Consider the following 19,302-nt stretch of genomic DNA (forward strand, 5'->3'; position numbering starts at 1 on the left):
CGAATTCTGCGTTTTCATAGCGACTGCATACGGCGTATCCGGCGCCGCCCCGGGAACAAAGTTCGGCAGTCTGCCGTTAGCATGATCGACAAGTTGAGTGAACTAGACTCAAGTCCGAGTTGACAGCAAGGTGTCGGACGGAGCAGTCTTGAGCGGGGTTCACTCAGCATAGTGCAACAACGAAGCTCTACACATTCAGGAGGAAATCACTATGGCTCGTGCGGTCGGCATCGACCTCGGGACCACCAACTCCGTCGTCGCAGTTCTGGAGGGTGGCGACCCCGTCGTCGTCGCAAACTCCGAGGGCTCGCGGACGACGCCGTCCGTCGTCGCGTTCGCGCGCAACGGCGAAGTGTTGGTCGGCCAGCCCGCCAAGAATCAGGCGGTCACTAACGTCGACCGCACCATCCGATCAGTGAAGCGCCACATGGGCACGGACTGGTCGGTCGACATCGATGGCAAGCAGTACACCGCGCCGGAGATCAGCGCCCGGGTGCTGCAGAAGTTGAAGAGGGACGCTGAGGCCTACCTCGGTGAGGACATCGCCGACGCGGTGATCACCGTTCCCGCCTACTTCAACGACGCCCAGCGTCAGGCGACCAAGGACGCCGGCCAGATCGCCGGCCTCAACGTGCTGCGCATCGTCAACGAGCCGACCGCGGCCGCGCTGGCCTACGGCCTGGACAAAGGCGAGAAAGAACAGACCATCCTGGTCTTCGACCTCGGCGGCGGCACCTTCGACGTGTCATTGCTCGAGATCGGCGAGGGCGTTGTCGAGGTGCGTGCCACCAGCGGTGACAACCACCTCGGCGGCGACGACTGGGACCAGCGCGTCGTCGACTGGCTGGTGGAGAAGTTCAAGGGCACCAGCGGCATCGACCTGACCAAGGACAAGATGGCCATGCAACGGCTGCGTGAAGCCGCCGAGAAGGCCAAGATCGAACTCAGCTCGAGCCAGAGCACCTCGATCAACCTGCCCTACATCACCGTCGACGCGGACAAGAACCCGCTGTTCCTCGACGAGCAGCTCACCCGGGCCGAGTTCCAGCGCATCACTCAGGATCTGCTGGACCGCACCCGCAAGCCGTTCCAGTCGGTCATCGCCGACGCCGGCATCTCGGTGGGCGACATCGACCACGTGGTTTTGGTCGGTGGCTCGACCCGTATGCCCGCGGTCACCGACCTGGTCAAGGAGATGACCGGCGGCAAGGAGCCGAACAAGGGCGTCAACCCCGACGAGGTTGTCGCCGTGGGCGCCGCTTTGCAGGCGGGCGTCCTCCGGGGCGAGGTCAAAGACGTTCTGCTGCTTGACGTCACACCGCTGAGCTTGGGTATCGAGACCAAGGGCGGCGTGATGACCAGGCTGATCGAACGCAACACCACGATCCCGACGAAGCGCTCGGAAACCTTCACCACGGCCGACGACAACCAGCCGTCGGTGCAGATCCAGGTCTTCCAGGGGGAGCGGGAGATCGCGTCGCACAACAAGCTGCTCGGCAGCTTCGAGCTGACCGGGATCGCACCCGCCCCGCGTGGTGTCCCGCAGATCGAGGTCACCTTCGACATCGACGCCAACGGCATCGTGCACGTCACGGCCAAGGACAAGGGCACCGGCAAGGAGAACACCATCCGCATCCAGGAGGGGTCCGGCATCTCGAAGGAAGAGATCGACCGGATGATCAAGGACGCTGAGGCGCATGCGGACGAAGACCGCAAGCGTCGCGAGGAAGCCGACGTGCGCAACCAGGCCGAGACGCTGGTCTACCAGACGGAGAAGTTCGTCAAAGAACAACGCGAGGCCGAAGGTGGCTCGAAGGTGCCCCAGGACACGCTGAGCAAGGTGGAAGCCGCGGTCGGCGACGCGAAGTCGGCGCTGGCCGGCGACGACATCTCCGCGATCAAGTCGGCGATGGAGAAACTGGGCCAGGAGTCCCAGGCGCTGGGTCAGGCCATCTACGAGGCCGCCCAGGCGGAGGGCGGCGCGGCCGGCGGCGGGCAACCCGGCGGCGGCTTCGATCAGGCCGGCGGGCCCGACGACGTGGTGGACGCGGAGGTGGTCGACGACGACCGGGAGTCCAAGTGACCGGAACTCACGACAACCAGCCGGAGCCGGTGACCGTCACCGACAAGCGCCGGATCGATCCCGAGACGGGCGAGGTACGCGACGTTCCTCCTGGCGCTTCGGCGCCAGGAGGGTCCGGCCCGGCCGAGTCCTCCACCAAGGTGGCCGAGCTGACCGCTGACCTGCAGCGCGTGCAGGCCGATTTCGCCAACTACCGCAAGCGGGCACTGCGCGACCAGCAGGCCGCGGCCGATCGGGCCAAGGCCAACGTCGTCAGTCAACTGCTGGGCGTGCTCGACGACCTGGACCGGGCGCGCAAGCACGGCGACCTGGAATCGGGGCCGATGAAGTCGGTCGCGGACAAGCTGACGAATGTGCTGACCGGGCTCGGGCTCACCGAATTCGGCGCCGAGGGCGAGGATTTCGACCCTGCCCTGCACGAAGCGGTGCAGCACGAGGGCGACGGTGGGCCGAATTCCAAGCCGGTGATCGGCACCGTGATGCGGCAGGGCTACCAGCTCGGCGATCAGGTGCTGCGGCACGCGATGGTCGGTGTGGTCGACACCGTCGTCGACGAGACCGCCGCGGCGGAGTCGGATCCATTTGCCAGCATTCTGGAATCCGAGCCGGCCGACACGGCGGATAACCCCGGCACTCAGGCGCAGTAGGGCACAGAATCAGGAACATCGGAAATGAAGACAAGGTAAGGAGGTGACGCGAAGTGGCTCAGCGTGAATGGGTCGAGAAGGACTTCTACAAGGAGTTGGGCGTTGCCTCCGATGCCGACGCCAAAGAGATCAAGACCGCATACCGCAAGTTGGCCTCGGACCTGCATCCGGACAAGAACCCGGCCGGAGCCGAACGGTTCAAGGCGGTTTCGGAGGCCTACAGCGTCCTGTCCGACGAGGCCAAGCGCAAGGAATACGACGAGACCCGCCGGCTGTTCGCCGGCGGCGGCGGCTTCGGCGGCCGTCGCTTCGACACGGGCGGGTTCGGCGGGTTCGGCGGCGGTGACGGTGCCGAGTTCAACCTGAACGACCTGTTCGACGCCGCCGGCCGGTCCGGCGGCGCCAACATCGGCGACCTGTTCGGTGGCCTGTTCGGCCGCGGCGGCAGCTCGCCGCGGCCCAGCCGGCCCCGGCGCGGGAACGACCTGGAAACCGAGACGGAACTGGATTTCGTCGAGGCCGCCCAGGGCGTCGCGATGCCGTTGCGGCTGACCAGCCCGGCACCGTGCACCAACTGCCACGGCAGTGGCGCACGGCCCGGCACCAGCCCCAAGGTGTGTCCGAACTGCAACGGCGCCGGCGTGATCAACCGCAATCAGGGCGCGTTCGGCTTCTCCGAACCCTGCACCGAGTGCCGGGGTAGCGGCTCGATCATCGAGCACCCCTGTGAGGAGTGCAAAGGCACCGGCGTCACCACCCGCACCCGCACCATCAATGTGCGGATCCCGCCGGGCGTCGAGGACGGTCAGCGGATCAGGCTGGCCGGCCAGGGCGAGGCCGGGCTGCGCGGCGCGCCGTCCGGGGACCTCTACGTCACCGTGCACGTGCGGCCCGACAAAGTCTTCGGCCGCGACGGTGACGACCTCACCGTGACAGTGCCGGTCAGCTTCACCGAGTTGGCTTTGGGCTCGACGCTTTCGGTGCCGACGCTGGACGGCAAGGTCGGTGTCCGGGTGCCCAAGGGCACCGCCGACGGACGCATCTTGCGGGTGCGCGGACGCGGCGTGCCCAAGCGCAGTGGCGGTAGCGGCGACCTGCTCGTCACCGTCAAGGTGGCGGTGCCGCCGAACCTGGAAGGCGCCGCCCAAGAGGCGCTGGAAGCCTACGCGGCCGCCGAGCGGGCCAGCGGATTCGATCCGAGGGCAGGTTGGGCAGGTAATCGCTGATGGCGGCCAAGAAGGGCGAGGAAGCGCGGACGTTTCTGATCTCGGTGGCCGCCGAGCTGGCCGGTATGCATGCGCAGACGCTGCGCACCTACGACCGGCTCGGGCTGGTCAGCCCGCAGCGCACTCCCGGCGGCGGGCGCCGCTATTCCGAGCACGACGTGGACCTGCTGCGCGAGGTGCAGCGACTGTCCCAGGACGAAGGCGTCAACCTCGCCGGCATCAAACGCATCATCGAGCTGACCAACCAGGTCGATGCCCTGCAGTCCCGGCTGAAGGAATTGGCCGAAGAGGTGGCGGCGTTACGTGCCAACCAGCGCCGCGAGGTCGCGGTGGTGCCCAAGAGCACGGCGCTGGTGGTCTGGCAGCCGCGCTCGCGCCGCTGACGCATCAGGCTCGGGGTCTAGCGCGACAACGGATCGTGCTGAATGCGGTCGGGCGGCGCGCCTTTGGCGATCAGCGCCGCCCGGGTGGCGGCAACCATGCCGGGTCCGCCGCAGATCAGGATCTGCCGGTCACCCCAGCTGCCGTACCTGGCGACGACGTCGGGCAGTCGTCCGGTCTGACGGACGTGCAGTCCGCGTGGCGGCGACGGGTCCGGGTAGTCGGCCGCCCACGGCGGGTCCCGGTTGTATTCCGACACCGGCGATACCGACAACCACGGGTTGTGTGCGGCCACCTGCCACAACGTCCGTAGGTCGTAGAGCTCGCACGGGTAGCGGGCGCCGAAGAACAGGTGCACCCGCGGATTCTCGGCGAACCGGCACAGGTCCATGATCAGTGCGCGCAGCGGGGCCAGCCCGGTGGAGCCGGCGACCATCAGCACGTCGTCGCCGCCGCGGTCGACGTGCAGGCCGCCGTGCGGGCTTGACAACCGCCACCGGTCGCCGGCCCGGGTTTCGGTGACGACGGCGTTGCTGACCAGGCCGCCCGGCACCACGCGGACGTGGAACTCGACCCCACCGTCGGGATCGGCGGGTATGGCGGGGGACAGGTATCGCCAGCGGCGCGGGCACTGCGGTATCTGCACGTTGACGTACTGCCCGGGGTGGTGCTGCAGCGGTCGGTCCAGGCGCAGCCGCACGACCGCGAGATCGCGCGACACCCGGGTGTGTTCGATGACTGTTCCGTCCCACCAGGCAGGAGCGTCCTCGGAGTCCGCGGCCCCACTCATCACTCCGGCAAACAGGTTGAGCGACTGATCGGCGGCCTCGGCGATCGCGTCGGTCCATCCGCCGTCCAGGTGGCTGCGCAAGGTCGCATGCAGCGCGCGTCGCAGCGTCGCGTAGTGGGCCGGCAGCACCCCGTACTTGCGATGGTCGCGGCCCAATTGGGCCAGGAAGGCCACCGGCTCGTCGGCGCGCTGGGCGATCAGTTCGCCGTAGAGCCAGTGCATCGCGTGCGCGAAAGCAGCGCGCTGGCTCGCCATATCGGGGGGAAACAGGTCGCGGACGCCGGGGTCCAGGGCGAACCAGTGGGTGTAGAAGCGGTGGACGACATCGGTGTCGCCGGGCTTGAACGCGTCCCGCAACACCTGTAACGATTCCCGGTCGTCAAGGCCCACGGGACCCGATTCTAGGTACCTAGCGGTCCACTCTGTCGCCGAGCGCGCTCACCAGTCGCGGGAGGTCTGGCGCCGCGTCGACCCGATATCACCGGGTGCTATGCCGGCCCACCTACGCCTCCGGCCCCACCGGTCCCACCGCCAACCCCGGTCGGAATCGTTCCGGACTGGCCCTCGCCACCCTTCCCGCCCTGGCCGGGGCCGCCGTTGCCACCGTCGCCCCCCTCGCCTCCGAAGGTGTTATAGAACGCGCTGCCTTCACCTCCGAATCCACCGGTGCCACCGTTACCGCCGGCTCCGCCGGGGCCGGCACCGGCTCCGCCGTTGCCCCCGTCGCCCCCGTCACCGCCATCGCTGTCGGCGCCGGAGAACCAGCCGAAACCGCCGCGGCCACCGTCGCCACCCCGGCCCTTGACGGCGTTGCCGCCGGTTCCGCCGTTGCCGCCGTTACCGCCGGGGGACTGACCGGGGATCGGCATGCCGCTGAACGGAACACTCGCGACGCCGGCGGAGTTACCCGATCCGCCGGTGCCACCGGCACCTCCGGCGACGATGCCGTCGCCGCCGGCTCCGCCGTTGCCGCCGTTCCCGCCGGCTGCGCGGGTGTGGCTCGACCCGCCGGTCCCACCTTGGCCGCCGTTCCCCCCGGCGCCACCGATGTAACCGTCTCCACCCCGGCCGCCGTTGCCACCGGTACCACCGGACGCATCCGCTTTGCTGATGTTGAGGTTGATGGTGGAATTGCCACCCGTTCCGCCGGCGCCGCCTTTGCCGCCGGTGACGGTCGTGCTGCCCTGGCCACCGGCGCCGCCGGTGCCGCCCGTGCCGCCCGGACCGTAGTTGCTGTCGCCTCCGGTTCCACCGGCGCCGCCGGTTCCGGCAGTGCCGGCAGCACCCCCGCCCACGTCTGGGGTGCCGGCTTTGCCGCCCGTGCCACCGGTGCCACCGGTGCCCGGACCCTGGGTGCTGGTTGCTGCGGCGCCGGTGCCACCATTTCCGCCTGTTCCACCGGTGCCGGCAGTGCCGCCGACGCCGTTGTGGCCCGCTGCGCCGGCACCGGTCCCGGTTTTGCCGCCGGTACCGCCCTGCCCGCCGTCGCCACCCGTACCGCCCTGGCCGGCTGCGATGGGTGTGGTGCCCTGCGCACCGGGACCGCCCTGCCCGCCCGGGCCGCCCTGACCGCCTTGGCCGCCCTGGCCGCCGTCGCCGTTGGTGCCGCCGACACCCGCGGTGCCGCCGTTGCCACCCTTGCCGCCCATGCCGCCGGTGCTGCCCTTGCCGCCAGTGCCGCCGGGCTGGGTGGCATCGATGCCGGCGGCACCGGTGCCACCCTGACCACCCTGGCCCCCGGTACCTCCCGCGCCGGCGTTGCCCCCGGCCGCGGCGGTGCCGGCCGCCCCGCCGTTGCCGCCCGTTCCTCCGGTACCGGGCAGCAGGCCGCTGCTGCCGGATGCACCCTGGCCGCCGATGCCACCGGTGCCGCCAGTGCCCGCAGTGCCGCCGGTACCGTTGCTGCCCGCTGCTCCGGCACCGGTGCCGGCCTGACCGCCGGAATTGCCCTGGCCACCATTGCCGGCCTGGCCACCTTGGCCGCCCTGACCGCTGTCGCCGCCGCCGACCGGAGTGGCGCCTTGCGTCCCTAGGCCGCCTGCGCCGCCGGTGCCGCCGGTGCCGCCCTGGGCGCCCTGGCCACCGTCGCCGTTGGTCCCGCCGATGCCCGCGTTGCCGCCGTTTCCGGCGAGGCCGGCGTTACCGCCGTGGCCACCGGTCCCCCCGGTGCCGGGCCCGTTGGTCCCATCACCGGCCGCGCCTCGGCCGCCCGTGCCGCCGGTGCCGCCCTGTCCGCCGGCGCCTCCGTCACCGCCGTCGCCGACGGTGCCGGCACCGACACCGGCCAGGCCGCCGGTGCCACCCTGGCCCCCGTTGCCGCCTCGGCCGCCCATTCCGCCCTGACCATTGGTGCCGCCGATCGGTGCAGCGCCTTGCACGCCAGCACCACCGGTGCCGCCTTGGCCGCCCTGACCACCGGTGCCGCCCAGGCCGCCGTCGCCGTTGGAACCGCCGATTTCTGCCTTGCCACCGGTACCAGCCAATCCGGCGTTGCCTCCGGTGCCTCCGTCACCGCCGGTGCCGGCGCCCTGGGTGGCCGTGCCGGCGGCACCCGTGCCACCGAGACCGCCTGCGCCGCCGGTGCCCGCCGTGCCACCGGTGCCGCCGCCGCCCACTCCGCCGGCGCCGGCGCCGGCGATGCCGCCTTCGCTGCCCGTGCCACCGGCACCACCCCGGCCGCCGGTGCCGCCCTGAGCAACGGTTCCGCCGGCGGGTGCGGCGCCCTGGGCGCCGTTGCCACCTTGGCCGCCCTGGCCGCCGGTGCCACCCTGGCCGCCGTGGCCACCGTCGCCGTTGGCGCCGCCGATGGTCGCCGCGCCGCCCGCGCCGGCCTGTCCAGCGTTGCCACCGACGCCGCCGGTGCCGCCGGTGCCGGGGCCCTGGGTGGCGGTGCCGTTGGCACCCCGTCCGCCGAGCCCACCGGTGCCGCCGGTGCCCCCGGTGCCGCCGTCGCCGCCATCACCCACGGAACCAGCGCCGGTACCGGCCACGCCACCCTGGCTGCCTTGGCCGCCGGTGCCACCCGCTCCGCCGACTCCGCCTTGGGCGTCGGTACCTCCAACGGGGCTGCTGCCTTGCAAGCCGGTGCCGCCCAGGCCGCCGGTGCCACCTTGCCCGCCCTGGCCGCCGTGGCCGCCGTCGCCGTTGGCGCCGCCGATGGTCGCCGTGCCGCCCGCGCCGGCCTGTCCAGCGTTGCCACCGACGCCGCCGGTGCCGCCGGTGCCGGGTCCCTCGGTCAGCGTGGCGGTGGCGCCGTTGCCGCCGTTGCCGCCCTGGCCGCCGCTGCCGCCGGTGCCGCCGGTGCCGCCGTTGCCAACTGTGCCGGCACCGGTACCCGCCTCGCCGCCCTGGCTGCCCTGGCCGCCGGTACCACCTGCGCCGCCCTGGCCACCCTGACCGTTGAGTCCGCCACCGGTAGGCTTGGTCCCTTGCGTACCGGTGCCGCCGTTCCCGCCTCTGCCGCCGGTACCGCCCTGGCCGCCGTGGCCGCCGTGGCCGTTGGATCCGCCCGCGACTGCCTCTCCGCCGTCGCCGGCCTTGCCCGCGGCACCACCGGTTCCACCAGTTCCGCCGGTACCGGGGCCCTCAGCACCGGTGACGTTGGCGCCTCGGCCACCGAGGCCTCCGGTGCCACCGGTGCCGGCGGTACCGCCGACACCCCCATCGCCCGCTGCGCCGGCGCCGGAACCGGCCTTGCCGCCCACGCCGCCCGCACCGCCGGTGCCACCGTCACCGCCTTGGCCCCCCTGGCCACTGGTGCCGCCGCCGACCGGTTCAATTCCTTGTGCGCCAGCACCGCCAGTGCCACCGTCACCGCCTTGACCACCCTGGCCGCCTTGACCGCCGTCGCCGTTGGCGCCGCCGACACCGGCCGCGCCACCCCGGCCGCCCTGGCCGCCATCGCCGCCACCGGTGCCGGTGCCACCGGTGGCGCCGGGGCCGGTGGCGTTGACGCCTTTGGCGCCATCGCCGCCCTGACCACCCATGCCTCCGGTGCCGCCGGCCCCCGCGCTGTCCGCGCCGGCATTGGTGCCCGCGGCGCCGGCTTTGCCGCCGGTTCCGCCGGTGCCGCCCTTACCGGCACTCGTGGTGCTGGTGGCTGCTGCGCCTTCGCCGCCAGTTCCGCCGGTTCCGCCGGTTCCTGCCGTGCCGCCGTTGCCGGAATTGCCCGCTGTCCCGGCACCAGAACCCGCGTTGCCGCCTTGCCCGCCGGTGCCGCCGGTGCCACCTTCACCACCGAGGCCGCCCTGGCCGCTGTTGCCGCCGCCGGCCGGTATGGTGCCGTGCGCGCCGTCGCCGCCGGTACCGCCGGAACCGCCGGTGCCGCCTTGACCGCCCCGGCCGCCATCGCCGTTCGTCCCGCCGGTGCCGGCCGCGCCTCCGGTACCGCCTTTGCCACCCATTCCACCCTCGTCGCCGGAACCACCTGTGGAACCGGCCGCTATGCCGTTGTTGCCCTTGTGGCCGGTGCCACCTTGGCCGCCCTGACCGCCGGTTCCCCCGGTGCCGGCGTTGCCCGTGCTCGAACCAGCTCCGGCGGTGCCGGCGTTGCCTCCACTACCACCGGTGCCACCGGTGCCAGGGCCATCGATGCTGGTAGCAGCGGCGCCTTGGCCGCCGTGACCGCCGGTGCCGCCGGTGCCGGCGGTGCCACCGACACCGGTGTTGCCTGATGCGCCGGCACCCGCTCCGGCGCTGCCACCCTGTCCGCCGTTGCCGCCCTGACCACCGCTGCCGCCCAGCCCGCCTTGGCCGAGGGAGCCACCACCGGTCGGGCTGATCCCCTGGGCGCCGTCGCCGCCGGTACCGCCGGTGCCGCCGGAGCCGCCTCGGCCTCCGTTGCCCCCGTTGCCGTTGGTGCCACCGATGCCCGCGGCGCCCCCGGTGCCGCCATTACCACCCGCCCCGCCGGTGGACCCGGAGCCACCGGCGCCCCCGGGGTCGGTTGCGTTCGCGCCGGAGTGTCCGGTGCCGCCGGTGCCTCCTGTCCCGCCGTTGCCGCCGGTGCCGGCGTTACCGCTAACGCCTGCGCTGCCGACCCCTTGCCCGGCGAGGCCGCCGCCGCCGGCCGCCCCGCCGGTGCCGCCGCTGCCGCCGTCGCCTGCGGCGGCGCTGCTGGTGCCGGTGATTCCGGTGCCACCCTGACCGCCCTCGCCGCCCTTGCCGCCCTGGCCGCCGTTGCCGTTAGTGCCGCCGGTGCCGGCCGCTCCGCCATCGCCGCCCTGGCCACCCTGGCCACCCTGGAAGCCGGTGGCGTCGCTGCCGTTGGCGAGTGTGGCGTGGTGTCCGACGTCGCCCTTGCCGCCGGTGCCACCCACACCCCCGGCGCCTCCGGTGCCCGCCGCGCCTTGGACGCCGGCCGAACCGGCGCCGGTGCCGGCCAGACCACCGTCACCGGCCTGCCCACCGGTGCCGCCGGTGCCGCCGGTGCCACCGGCGCTGTTGTTGCCGGTGATTCCGATGCCGCCCTGGCCGCCCTGTCCACCGTTGCCACCGCGTCCGCCGTTGCCGTTGGTAGCACCGGCGCCGGCCGCTCCGCCCTGGCCGCCCTGGCCACCCTGGCCGCCCTGGTAGCCGGTGGCGTCGCTGCCGTCAGCCTTCGTCGCGGCCGGACCGGTGCCGCCCTGGGCGCCGTCGCCACCGACGCCGCCGGTGCCGCCGTTGCCGTGATTACCGCCGGCACCGCCGCGGCCGCCGGCTGCGCCGGACGCTCCGGCGACGGTGGCATCGGCACCCTTGCCGCCGGTTCCACCATTGCCGGTGCTGGTGGGAGACTGCCCGCTGAGGCCCTGTGCACCGGTGGCGGACCCGTTGCCGCCCAAGCCGCCGGCTCCGCCGTCCCCGGTGTCGCCGCCCTGTCCACCGGTGCCGCCGACGCCGGCGTTGGTCGTCCAGCTGCCGTCACCGCCCTTGCCGCCGTCGCCGGCGGTACCGCCCTGTCCGCCGACGCCGCCACCGCCGCCTTTGCCCGCCACGGCGACGTTGCCGTGCGCGTCGCTGCCGCCGTCGCCGCCGTCGCCACCTTGACCGCCAAAGCCGCCACTTCCGCCATTGCCACCGGTCTTGCCGGTCTCACCTGCACCGGTGGCGTTCGCGCCAGTCATGCCCGCGCCCCCGGTACCACCGGTGCCGCCGGTGCCGCCGTCACCACCCTTGCCGCCGCTGCCGCCCAGGGCACCGCCATCACCGCCTTGTCCACCGCGGCCACCGAGACCGCCGGTAGCGCCAGTGGTACCGGACTGACCCGGAGCAGACCCGTCGGCGCCCGGACCGCCCTGCGCACCGGCGCCGCCGGTGCCGCCGGTGCCGCCGGTGCCGTAGTTGCCCCCGTTGCCGCCCCGCCCGCCTGCGGCTCCCGTCCCGCCTATCGCGGTGGCATCGGCACCCTTGCCGCCGGTGCCACCGCTGCCGCTGTCGGTGGGAATCTGCCCGTTGAGGCCTTGCGCGCCGGGCTGGGACCCTGCGCCGCCCGCGCCGCCCGTGCCGGCCGTGCCGGTATTGCCACCCTGTCCACCGGCGCCCCCGACGCCGTTGTTATACGCCCATGTGCCCTCGCCGCCCGTGCCACCGCGACCGGCCGTGCCGGCATCACCGCCATTACCGCCCCGGCCGCCGGCTCCCTGGATCCCGTCGCCACCGATCAGCCCGCCGGCACCGCCGGCACCGCCGTCGCCACCTTTCCCGCCGGAGGCACCGTTGCCGCTGTCGCCGCCGGTGCCACCGTCGAGGCCAGGGGTGAGCTGGTTGGCACCGGCCGCACCGTCGCCACCGGCGCCGCCGACGCCGCCGGCGCCTCCTGCCCCGCCGGCCCCGCCGGACCCGACCAACATGCCGCCGGCGCCGCCTGCGCCGCCGTTGCCACCCGTCCCGCCCGCCGTGCCCGAGCCGGCAGTTGACCCGGAGATACCCGGGGTACCGGCCTGGCCCTCGCCGCCGGCCCCGCCGACGCCGCCGGGTCCGATGAACCAGGCGCGACCGCCCGCCCCGCCGGCGCCGGCGGCCACCCCGCCCGCCCCGATGCCGCCGGCTCCACCGGCCCCGCCGCCGCCGTACAGCCAGCCGCCGCTACCGCCCTGCCCACCGGATGCGCCCGCGCCGCCGGCGCCACCGCTACCGCCGTTGCCGATCAGGCCCGCGGCACCGCCGGCGCCCCCGGGCAGACCCGCGGTGGTCTGCGAGTAACCGTTGCCGCCGTTGCCCCACAACAACCCTCCCGGGCCGCCGTCGGGGCTGGTCGCAGTACCCCAGGCGCCGTTGCCGATCAAGGGCCGGTTCAGTAACTGCTGGGCAGGCGCGTTGATCGCATTCAGGGCTGCCTGCAGCGGCGACACATTTGCGGCCTCGGCCCCCATATAAGCGCCGGCCGCGGTGGTCAGCGTGTGGCAGAACTGGCTGTGGAACAACGACGCCTGCGCGCTCAACTCCTGATATTCGCGCCCGAGGGTGCCGAACAGCGCGGCGACCGCAGCCGACACCTCATCCAGTCCGGCCGCCGCCACCGCGGTTGTCGGCGCCGCCGCCAATCCGGTGGCCGCGCGCAGCGAACTTTCGATGCCGGCGAGATCCGTCGCCGCCCAGGACAAAACGCCCGCATTGACCATGATTGACATCGTGAAAAACCCTCCAACACCAGGTACTTCCGCGGACAGGTAGGCAGGAATCGACGGACACGTTACGCAGCGAACCGTTTTTGGGAAGGGCATTTCGCAAACTCATTTTTGGAGCATCGGCTCCCCAAGACGGGTCCCGTGACGGCCCGGCAGACATTAAGTTAGAGTTGAGCGGAACAGACTCAACCTTGACGGCGTTGGACTACGCGACGAGATTTTGAACTACGTATCAGAAACGGAGGTGTCGTGGACTCTTTCAACCCGACCACCAAGACGCAGGCGGCTCTGACGTCGGCACTGCAGGCGGCATCGTCCGCGGGCAACCCCGAAATCAGGCCGGCCCATCTGTTGATGGCGCTGCTTACCCAGAACGACGGGATCGCCGTCCCCCTGTTGGAGGCTGTCGGTGTCGAGCCCGCCGCCATCCGCACTGAGACCCAGCGACTGCTGGACCGGTTGCCGCAGAGCAGCGGAGCCAGCTCGCAACCCCAGCTGTCCCGCGAGTCGCTGGCGGCGATCACCACCGCCCAGCACCTGGCCACCGAGATGGACGACGAGTTCGTCTCCACCGAGCACCTTCTGGTCGGCCTGGCCACCGGTGACTCCGACGTCGCCAAGGTGCTTACCGGCCACGGCGCGTCGCCGCAGGCGTTGAGTGACGCGTTCGTCAAAGTGCGCGGCAGCGCGCGGGTGACCAGCGCCGACCCCGAAGCCACCTATCAGGCGCTGGAGAAGTACTCCACCGACCTCACCGAACGCGCCCGCGACGGCAAACTCGACCCGGTCATCGGGCGCGACAACGAGATTCGTCGGGTGGTGCAGGTGCTGAGCCGCCGTACCAAGAACAACCCGGTGCTCATCGGTGAGCCCGGCGTCGGCAAGACCGCGATCGTGGAGGGTCTCGCCCAGCGCATCGTCGCCGGCGACGTGCCGGAAAGCCTGCGCGACAAGACCGTCGTCTCCCTGGATCTCGGATCGATGGTGGCCGGCGCCAAGTACCGCGGTGAGTTCGAGGAACGACTCAAAGCCGTCCTCGACGACATCAAGAACTCCGCCGGGCAGATCATCACGTTCATCGACGAGCTGCACACCATCGTCGGCGCCGGTGCCACCGGCGAATCGGCGATGGACGCCGGCAACATGATCAAGCCGATGCTGGCCCGCGGCGAACTGCGACTGGTCGGCGCGACCACGCTCGACGAGTACCGCAAGTACATCGAGAAGGACGCCGCGCTGGAGCGCCGTTTCCAGCAGGTGTTCGTCGGCGAGCCGTCGGTGGAGGACACCGTGGGCATCCTGCGCGGCCTCAAGGACCGCTACGAGGTGCACCACGGCGTGCGGATCACCGACTCCGCGCTGGTGGCCGCGGCCACGCTGTCCGACCGCTACATCACTGCGCGTTTCCTGCCGGACAAGGCGATCGACCTGGTCGACGAGTCCGCGTCGCGGCTGCGGATGGAGATCGACTCCCGTCCGGTGGAGATCGACGAGGTAGAGCGGCTGGTCCGTCGGCTCGAGATCGAAGAGATGGCGCTGGCCAAGGAAGAGGATGCCGCCTCACGCGAGCGACTGGAGAAGCTGCGCGCCGAACTGGCCGACTACAAAGAGAAGCTGGCCGAGCTGACCACCAGATGGCAGAACGAGAAGAACGCTATCGACGTCGTCCGCGAACTCAAGGAACAGCTGGAAACGCTGCGTGGCGAAGCCGAGCGTGCCGAGCGGGACGGCAACTACGAAAAGACCGCCGAACTGCGCTACGGCCGCATCCCCGAGCTCGAAAAGAAGCTCGACGCGGCGATCCCGCAGGCCGAGGCCCGCGAGAACGTGATGCTCAAGGAGGAGGTCGGCCCCGACGACATCGCCGACGTGGTGTCGGCGTGGACCGGCATCCCAGCTGGGCGGCTGCTGGAAGGTGAGACCGCCAAGCTGTTGCGCATGGAAGACGAGCTGGGCAAGCGCGTCGTCGGGCAGAAGAAGGCCGTGCAGGCCGTGTCCGACGCGGTGCGCCGCAGCCGGGCCGGGGTGGCCGACCCGAACCGGCCCACCGGCTCGTTCCTGTTCCTCGGACCGACCGGTGTCGGTAAAACCGAGCTGGCAAAAGCGTTGGCGGACTTCCTGTTCGACGACGAACGCGCCATGGTGCGCATCGACATGAGTGAGTACGGCGAGAAGCACTCGGTGGCTCGGCTGGTCGGTGCGCCGCCCGGCTACATCGGTTACGACCAGGGTGGTCAGCTGACCGAGTCGGTGCGCCGCCGGCCTTACACCGTGGTGCTGTTCGACGAGGTGGAGAAGGCGCATCCGGATGTGTTCGACGTGCTACTGCAGGTGCTCGACGAGGGCAGGTTGACCGACGGCCAGGGCCGCACGGTGGACTTCCGCAACACCATCCTGATCCTGACCTCCAACCTCGGCTCCGGTGGCACCGAGGAGATGGTGATGGCGGCGGTGCGTTCGGCGTTCAAGCCGGAATTCATCAACCGCCTGGACGATGTGCTGATCTTCGACGGCCTCAACCCCGAGGAGCTGGTGCAGATCGTCGACATCCAGCTGGTCCAACTGGCCAAACGACTCGCCCAGCGGCGGTTGCAGCTGGAGGTGTCGCTACCGGCCAAGCAGTGGCTGGCGCACCGCGGATTCGACCCGGTGTACGGGGCGCGACCGTTGCGCCGGCTGGTGCAGCAGGCGATCGGCGATCAGCTGGCCAAGATGCTGCTGGCGGGCGACGTGCACGACGGCGACGTGGTGCCGGTCAACGTCAGCGCGGACGGGGACTCGCTGGTCCTCGGTTGATCCGCCCGGTGTCCGTCGCCGCCTGCAGCAGCTGGCGGGCCACCGGGGTGGCGACGGTTTGGCGCAACAGTTGGTCTTCGATGCGCAGGCCGGTCGGCAGGTCCGCGGACGCGGCGTCCACCGCGAGTTTGGCTGCCGCGATCGCGGTCCCCGGGGCGGCCGCGATCCGGCGGGCCAGCCGGTCGACGAACCGGCGCAACTCGTCGGCCGGCAGCGCCCGATTGAGGTAACCCCAGGCCTGGGCGGTCTCGGCATCGACGTCCAGACCGCCCAGGATCACTTCGAGAGCCCGCGACCGGCCCACCAGCCGCGGCAGCCGCTGGGTGCCGCCACCGCCGGGAACGATGCCCACCGACACCTCCGGATGGCCCAAAACCGTTGTGCCGGTTGCCCCGTAACGCATGTCGAAAGCCATGACCAGTTCGCAGCCGCCGCCGCGGCACACCCCTTCGATGACGGCGATGGTCGCTTTCGGCAGGGTTCGCACCCGCTCGGTGAGGGCGTGGAAGAGCGACAACTCCTCATGCAGCCCGACGTCATCGGGTGGCAGGTGCGCGATCAGCGCCACGTCCGCGTGCGCGATGAAGGTCTGCGGGTCCGCCGAGTCCAGTACCAGCACCCGCACCCCGTCATCGGCGGCCACCTCGATGAGCAGCCGGTCGAGTTCGGTGAGCAGTGCGACATCGAGCAGGTTGATCGGCGGATTGTCGATAGACGCCCGGCAGATCCCATCCCCGGCGGCCACACGCAGCAGCCGATAGTCCCGGTAGTGCATGGACACCTCGCCTATGTTTGTCCGCCGCCGCTTCCGCCGGTACCCGCGGTACCGCCGCTGCCGCCGATGGTGCCGTTCGGGGGCTGACCCGGCCCGCCGGGTCCACCCCCGAGTCCGAGCTCGAGCATTCCGGGTCCGCCGGCGCCGCCGCTGCCGCCGTCCCCACCGGGCCCGCCGCTGCCGGAGTCGGAGTCGCCGCCGTCGCCTCCGGTACCGCCGCTACCACCGTCGCCACCCGGTTCGAGCGGCGTCCCGCGGCCACCGTCGCCACCGTTGCCACCCGTGCCGCCGTTTCCGCCGCTGCCGGCACCGATTCCCTGGCCGCCGTCGCCGCCGTCGCCGCCGCCACCCCCGGGCGCGTTGCCCTGGCCTACGGTGCCGCCGTAGCCGCCTTGTCCGCCAGTGCCGCCGGCCCCGCCGGGATCACCGGCACCACCCGTGCCGCCGTCTCCGCCGTCACCACCGGACAGCACGGCGGCGTTACCGCCGATACCGCCGTCCCCGCCCTTACCGCCGGTGCCGTTGGTGGCGTTGCCGCCCTCACCGCCCGTGCCGCCGTCACCGGCGGCCGCGTTTGCGGTCCGGCCCTCTCCGCCGGTTCCGCCGTTCCCGCCCTGACCGGCGGTGCCGTTGGCGGCGTCGCCACCTTTGCCGCCGCTGCCACCGTTACCGGCGCTGGTTCCGGTCGACGTACCGCCGTCGCCACCCGCGCCGCCATGACCACCCGCGCCTGCCGTGCCGCGTCCACCGTCTCCGCCGTCCCCGCCGAGGCCGCCGTTGACTGCTCCACCCCCAAGCACGCTCGAGCCGCCACCTGCGCCGCCCTTTCCGCCGTTTCCGCCGGTTACGCCGTCGCCGCCAGCACCGCCTTCGCCTCCTGCGCCGCCCGACCCGCTGGCTGAGAAGAATATGGCGCGACCGCCGTCACCGCCGTCACCGCCGGTTCCGCCCGCTGCCTGGGTGCCGCCCTGGCCGCCGGCGCCGCCGCTCCCGCCGTCACCCCCGCTGCCGTTGCTGGTCGTCAGCGTGCCACCGTTACCGCCTCTGCCACCGTCGCCCGCGGCGAAGGTAACGCCGTCACTGCCCTGGTCGCCTGCCGAAGAGCCCAGCCCGCCGTGCCCTCCGGTTCCCGCCGTCCCGGAGTTGCCCCCGTCGCCGCCGTCGCCACCGAGGCCGCCGATCGGGGTGGCGAAGGTTGCCGAGGTTCCGATGGCACCGTTTCCGCCCTTGCCGGCAACGCCGGCATCTGCGCCGTCACCGCCGTCACCGCCGGCACCGCTGAGCGCCTGCCCACCCACTCCGGTCCCACCCGTCCCGCCGTCGCCACCGCGGCCGCCGTCACCGCCGGCACCCGCGTCGCCGCCGTCGCCGCCGTCTTGTCCGGCGAGGACGGCGGTGGCTCCTTCAACGCCATTGCCGCCGGTGCCGCCGTGGCCGGCATTTCCGCCGGTCCCGCCCATACCCCCGACGCCGCCTGCGGTGCCACCGTTTCCACCGTCGCCCCCACTGCCGCCATCGCCACCTCTGCCGCCATCGGTGCCGTCTCCGGTCACGGCGGTGTAACCGGCCGACCCGTCGGCCCCCTCGCCGCCGATACCCCCGACCCCACCGTTGCCGTACTTGCCCCCGTCGCCGCCGTCGCCGCCGTCCGCGCCGTTGGCGCCCGGGATGGTGCCGTCGGCGCCGGTGCCGCCGGCTCCGCCGTCACCTCCGGTGGTCGGGGAGGACCCGGCAGCTCCGTCTGCACCCCGGGTGGAACCCGCGCCACCGGCACCGCCGCCACCGCCGAGCCCCGGGTCGCCGCCCTTGCCGCCGGCACCGCCGACGCCGGCATTGACGGTCCAGGTGCCGGTGGCGCCCGCCCCGCCGTCACCGGGTGCGTTGCCGGCCCCGCCGGTGCCACCTGCGCCACCGACCCCCTGGGCGGCGGTCTGGCCCAGGGCGTTGGTGCCGCCCGCGCCACCCGCGCCACCGTTGCCGCCCTGACCGCCGGATCCGCCGTTGCCGCCGTCGGTGCCGTCGGCGCCGCGAACGGGACCGACGGCGCCGTCGTGCCCCAAACCGCCTGCACCACCCGCGCCGCCCGCCGCACCTGCGCCGCCGATACCGCCGCTGCCGAGCAGGCCGCCGCCTCCGCCGGCACCGCCGTTGCCCCCGCTGCCACCCTGGCCGCCAGTGGCGCCGTCCGGAGCGCCGGCTATGCCGTCCGCGCCGCTCGCCCCGGTCGCGCCGGCCCCACCGTTGCCGCCGACGCCGCCCGTACCGATCAGTCGGGCCGCCCCGCCGGCTCCGCCGTCGCCCCCGGCGCCACCGGGTATCGCGGCGGCACCACCCGCCCCGCCGGCCCCGCCGTTGCCCAGCAGCCAGCCACCGCTGCCGCCGGCACCGCCCGCGGCGCCGGCCCCACCGGTGCCACCGTTGCCGCCGTTGCCGATCAAACCGGCGGCACCACCGGCGCCGCCGGCAACGCCCGGTGTGCTGGGCGAGTAGCCGTTGCCGCCGTTGCCCCACAGCAGACCCCCGGCGCCGCCGTTGGGGCTGGCCGCCGTGCCGCCGGCGCCGTTGCCGATCAGTGGGCGTCCCAGCAGGGTTTGCGTAGGTGCGTTGATGAGCTGTTCGACCAGCTGAAGGGGAGCGGTGTTCGCGGCTTCAGCTGCGGCGTATGCCCGTCCCGCCCCGCCAAGCACCGCGGCGAACTGGTCGTGATACGCCGCCGCCCGGGCCACCAGGAGCTGGTAGTCGCGGCCATAGTTGCCGAACAGGGCGGCGATCGCCGCGGAGATCTCGTCCCCGGCGGCGGCAAGCACGCCGGTGGTCGGTATCGCGGCGACCGTGCTGGCCTGCGTGACTGTCGAGCGAATGCCGACCAATTCGTCGGCCGCTTGTTGCAGAGCTTGCGGGGTGACCAATAGTGCCATGGTGAATCCATTCAAGAGCGGGGAATTTGTTCGCTGACGGCAGGTGAGCTGCAACGACGTTACTCAGCCCGCCACTGGT

The 19,302-nt window shown here is 72.6% G+C and carries 9 protein-coding genes; 5 read left to right on the forward strand and 4 right to left on the reverse strand.

The genetic code is table 11. From position 1 onward, the window contains the following. Positions 1–211: 211 nt before the first annotated feature. The 4 genes from dnaK to ACZYZ9_RS06935 are packed head-to-tail and all read left to right on the forward strand — an operon-like array spanning position 212 to position 4,339. Positions 212–2,083 (forward strand): molecular chaperone DnaK, encoded by a 1,872-nt coding sequence (dnaK, locus tag ACZYZ9_RS06920; RefSeq protein WP_463825501.1) that lies wholly within the window; start codon positions 212–214, stop codon positions 2,081–2,083. Further along, positions 2,080–2,730: a nucleotide exchange factor GrpE gene (gene grpE, locus ACZYZ9_RS06925; protein WP_463825502.1), complete on the forward strand. Its 651-nt coding sequence runs from the start codon at positions 2,080–2,082 to the stop codon at positions 2,728–2,730. Before dnaK ends, grpE begins: the two co-directional genes overlap by 4 nt. A gap of 53 nt (positions 2,731–2,783) precedes the next feature. Beyond that, positions 2,784–3,956: a molecular chaperone DnaJ gene (dnaJ, locus tag ACZYZ9_RS06930; RefSeq protein ID WP_463825503.1), complete on the forward strand. Its 1,173-nt coding sequence runs from the start codon at positions 2,784–2,786 to the stop codon at positions 3,954–3,956. Further along, the gene (locus ACZYZ9_RS06935; protein ID WP_463825504.1) at positions 3,956–4,339 is read left to right on the forward strand and encodes a heat shock protein transcriptional repressor HspR; all 384 of its coding nucleotides are present in this window, start codon (positions 3,956–3,958) and stop codon (positions 4,337–4,339) included. Before dnaJ ends, ACZYZ9_RS06935 begins: the two co-directional genes overlap by 1 nt. A 17-nt stretch (positions 4,340–4,356) precedes the next feature. Here the strand turns inward: ACZYZ9_RS06935 and ACZYZ9_RS06940 are convergent, their stop codons facing one another. Next, positions 4,357–5,517, reverse strand: coding sequence for an FAD-binding oxidoreductase (locus tag ACZYZ9_RS06940; RefSeq protein WP_463825505.1), 1,161 nt, complete (start codon positions 5,515–5,517; stop codon positions 4,357–4,359). 98 nt (positions 5,518–5,615) lie between these two features. Beyond that, positions 5,616–12,737, reverse strand: coding sequence for a PE family protein (locus tag ACZYZ9_RS06945; protein WP_463825506.1), 7,122 nt, complete (start codon positions 12,735–12,737; stop codon positions 5,616–5,618). A 246-nt stretch (positions 12,738–12,983) separates the two neighbouring features. Here ACZYZ9_RS06945 and clpB point away from each other — a divergent pair, with 246 nt between their 5' ends. Continuing rightward, positions 12,984–15,530 carry an ATP-dependent chaperone ClpB gene (gene clpB / locus ACZYZ9_RS06950; protein WP_463825507.1) on the forward strand — a complete coding sequence of 849 codons (2,547 nt, stop codon included), beginning with the start codon at positions 12,984–12,986 and terminating at the stop codon, positions 15,528–15,530. Here the strand turns inward: clpB and ACZYZ9_RS06955 are convergent. Beyond that, complete coding sequence (locus ACZYZ9_RS06955) at positions 15,496–16,305, reverse strand: enoyl-CoA hydratase/isomerase family protein (RefSeq protein WP_463825508.1); 810 nt, start codon at positions 16,303–16,305, stop codon at positions 15,496–15,498. The two genes, clpB and ACZYZ9_RS06955, sit on opposite strands and share 35 nt — an antisense overlap. A gap of 11 nt (positions 16,306–16,316) precedes the next feature. Then, the gene (locus ACZYZ9_RS06960; protein WP_463825509.1) at positions 16,317–19,223 is read right to left on the reverse strand and encodes a PE family protein; all 2,907 of its coding nucleotides are present in this window, start codon (positions 19,221–19,223) and stop codon (positions 16,317–16,319) included. Positions 19,224–19,302: the final 79 nt, after the last annotated feature.

This window comes from Mycobacterium sp. IDUB_28 (assembly GCF_055419285.1).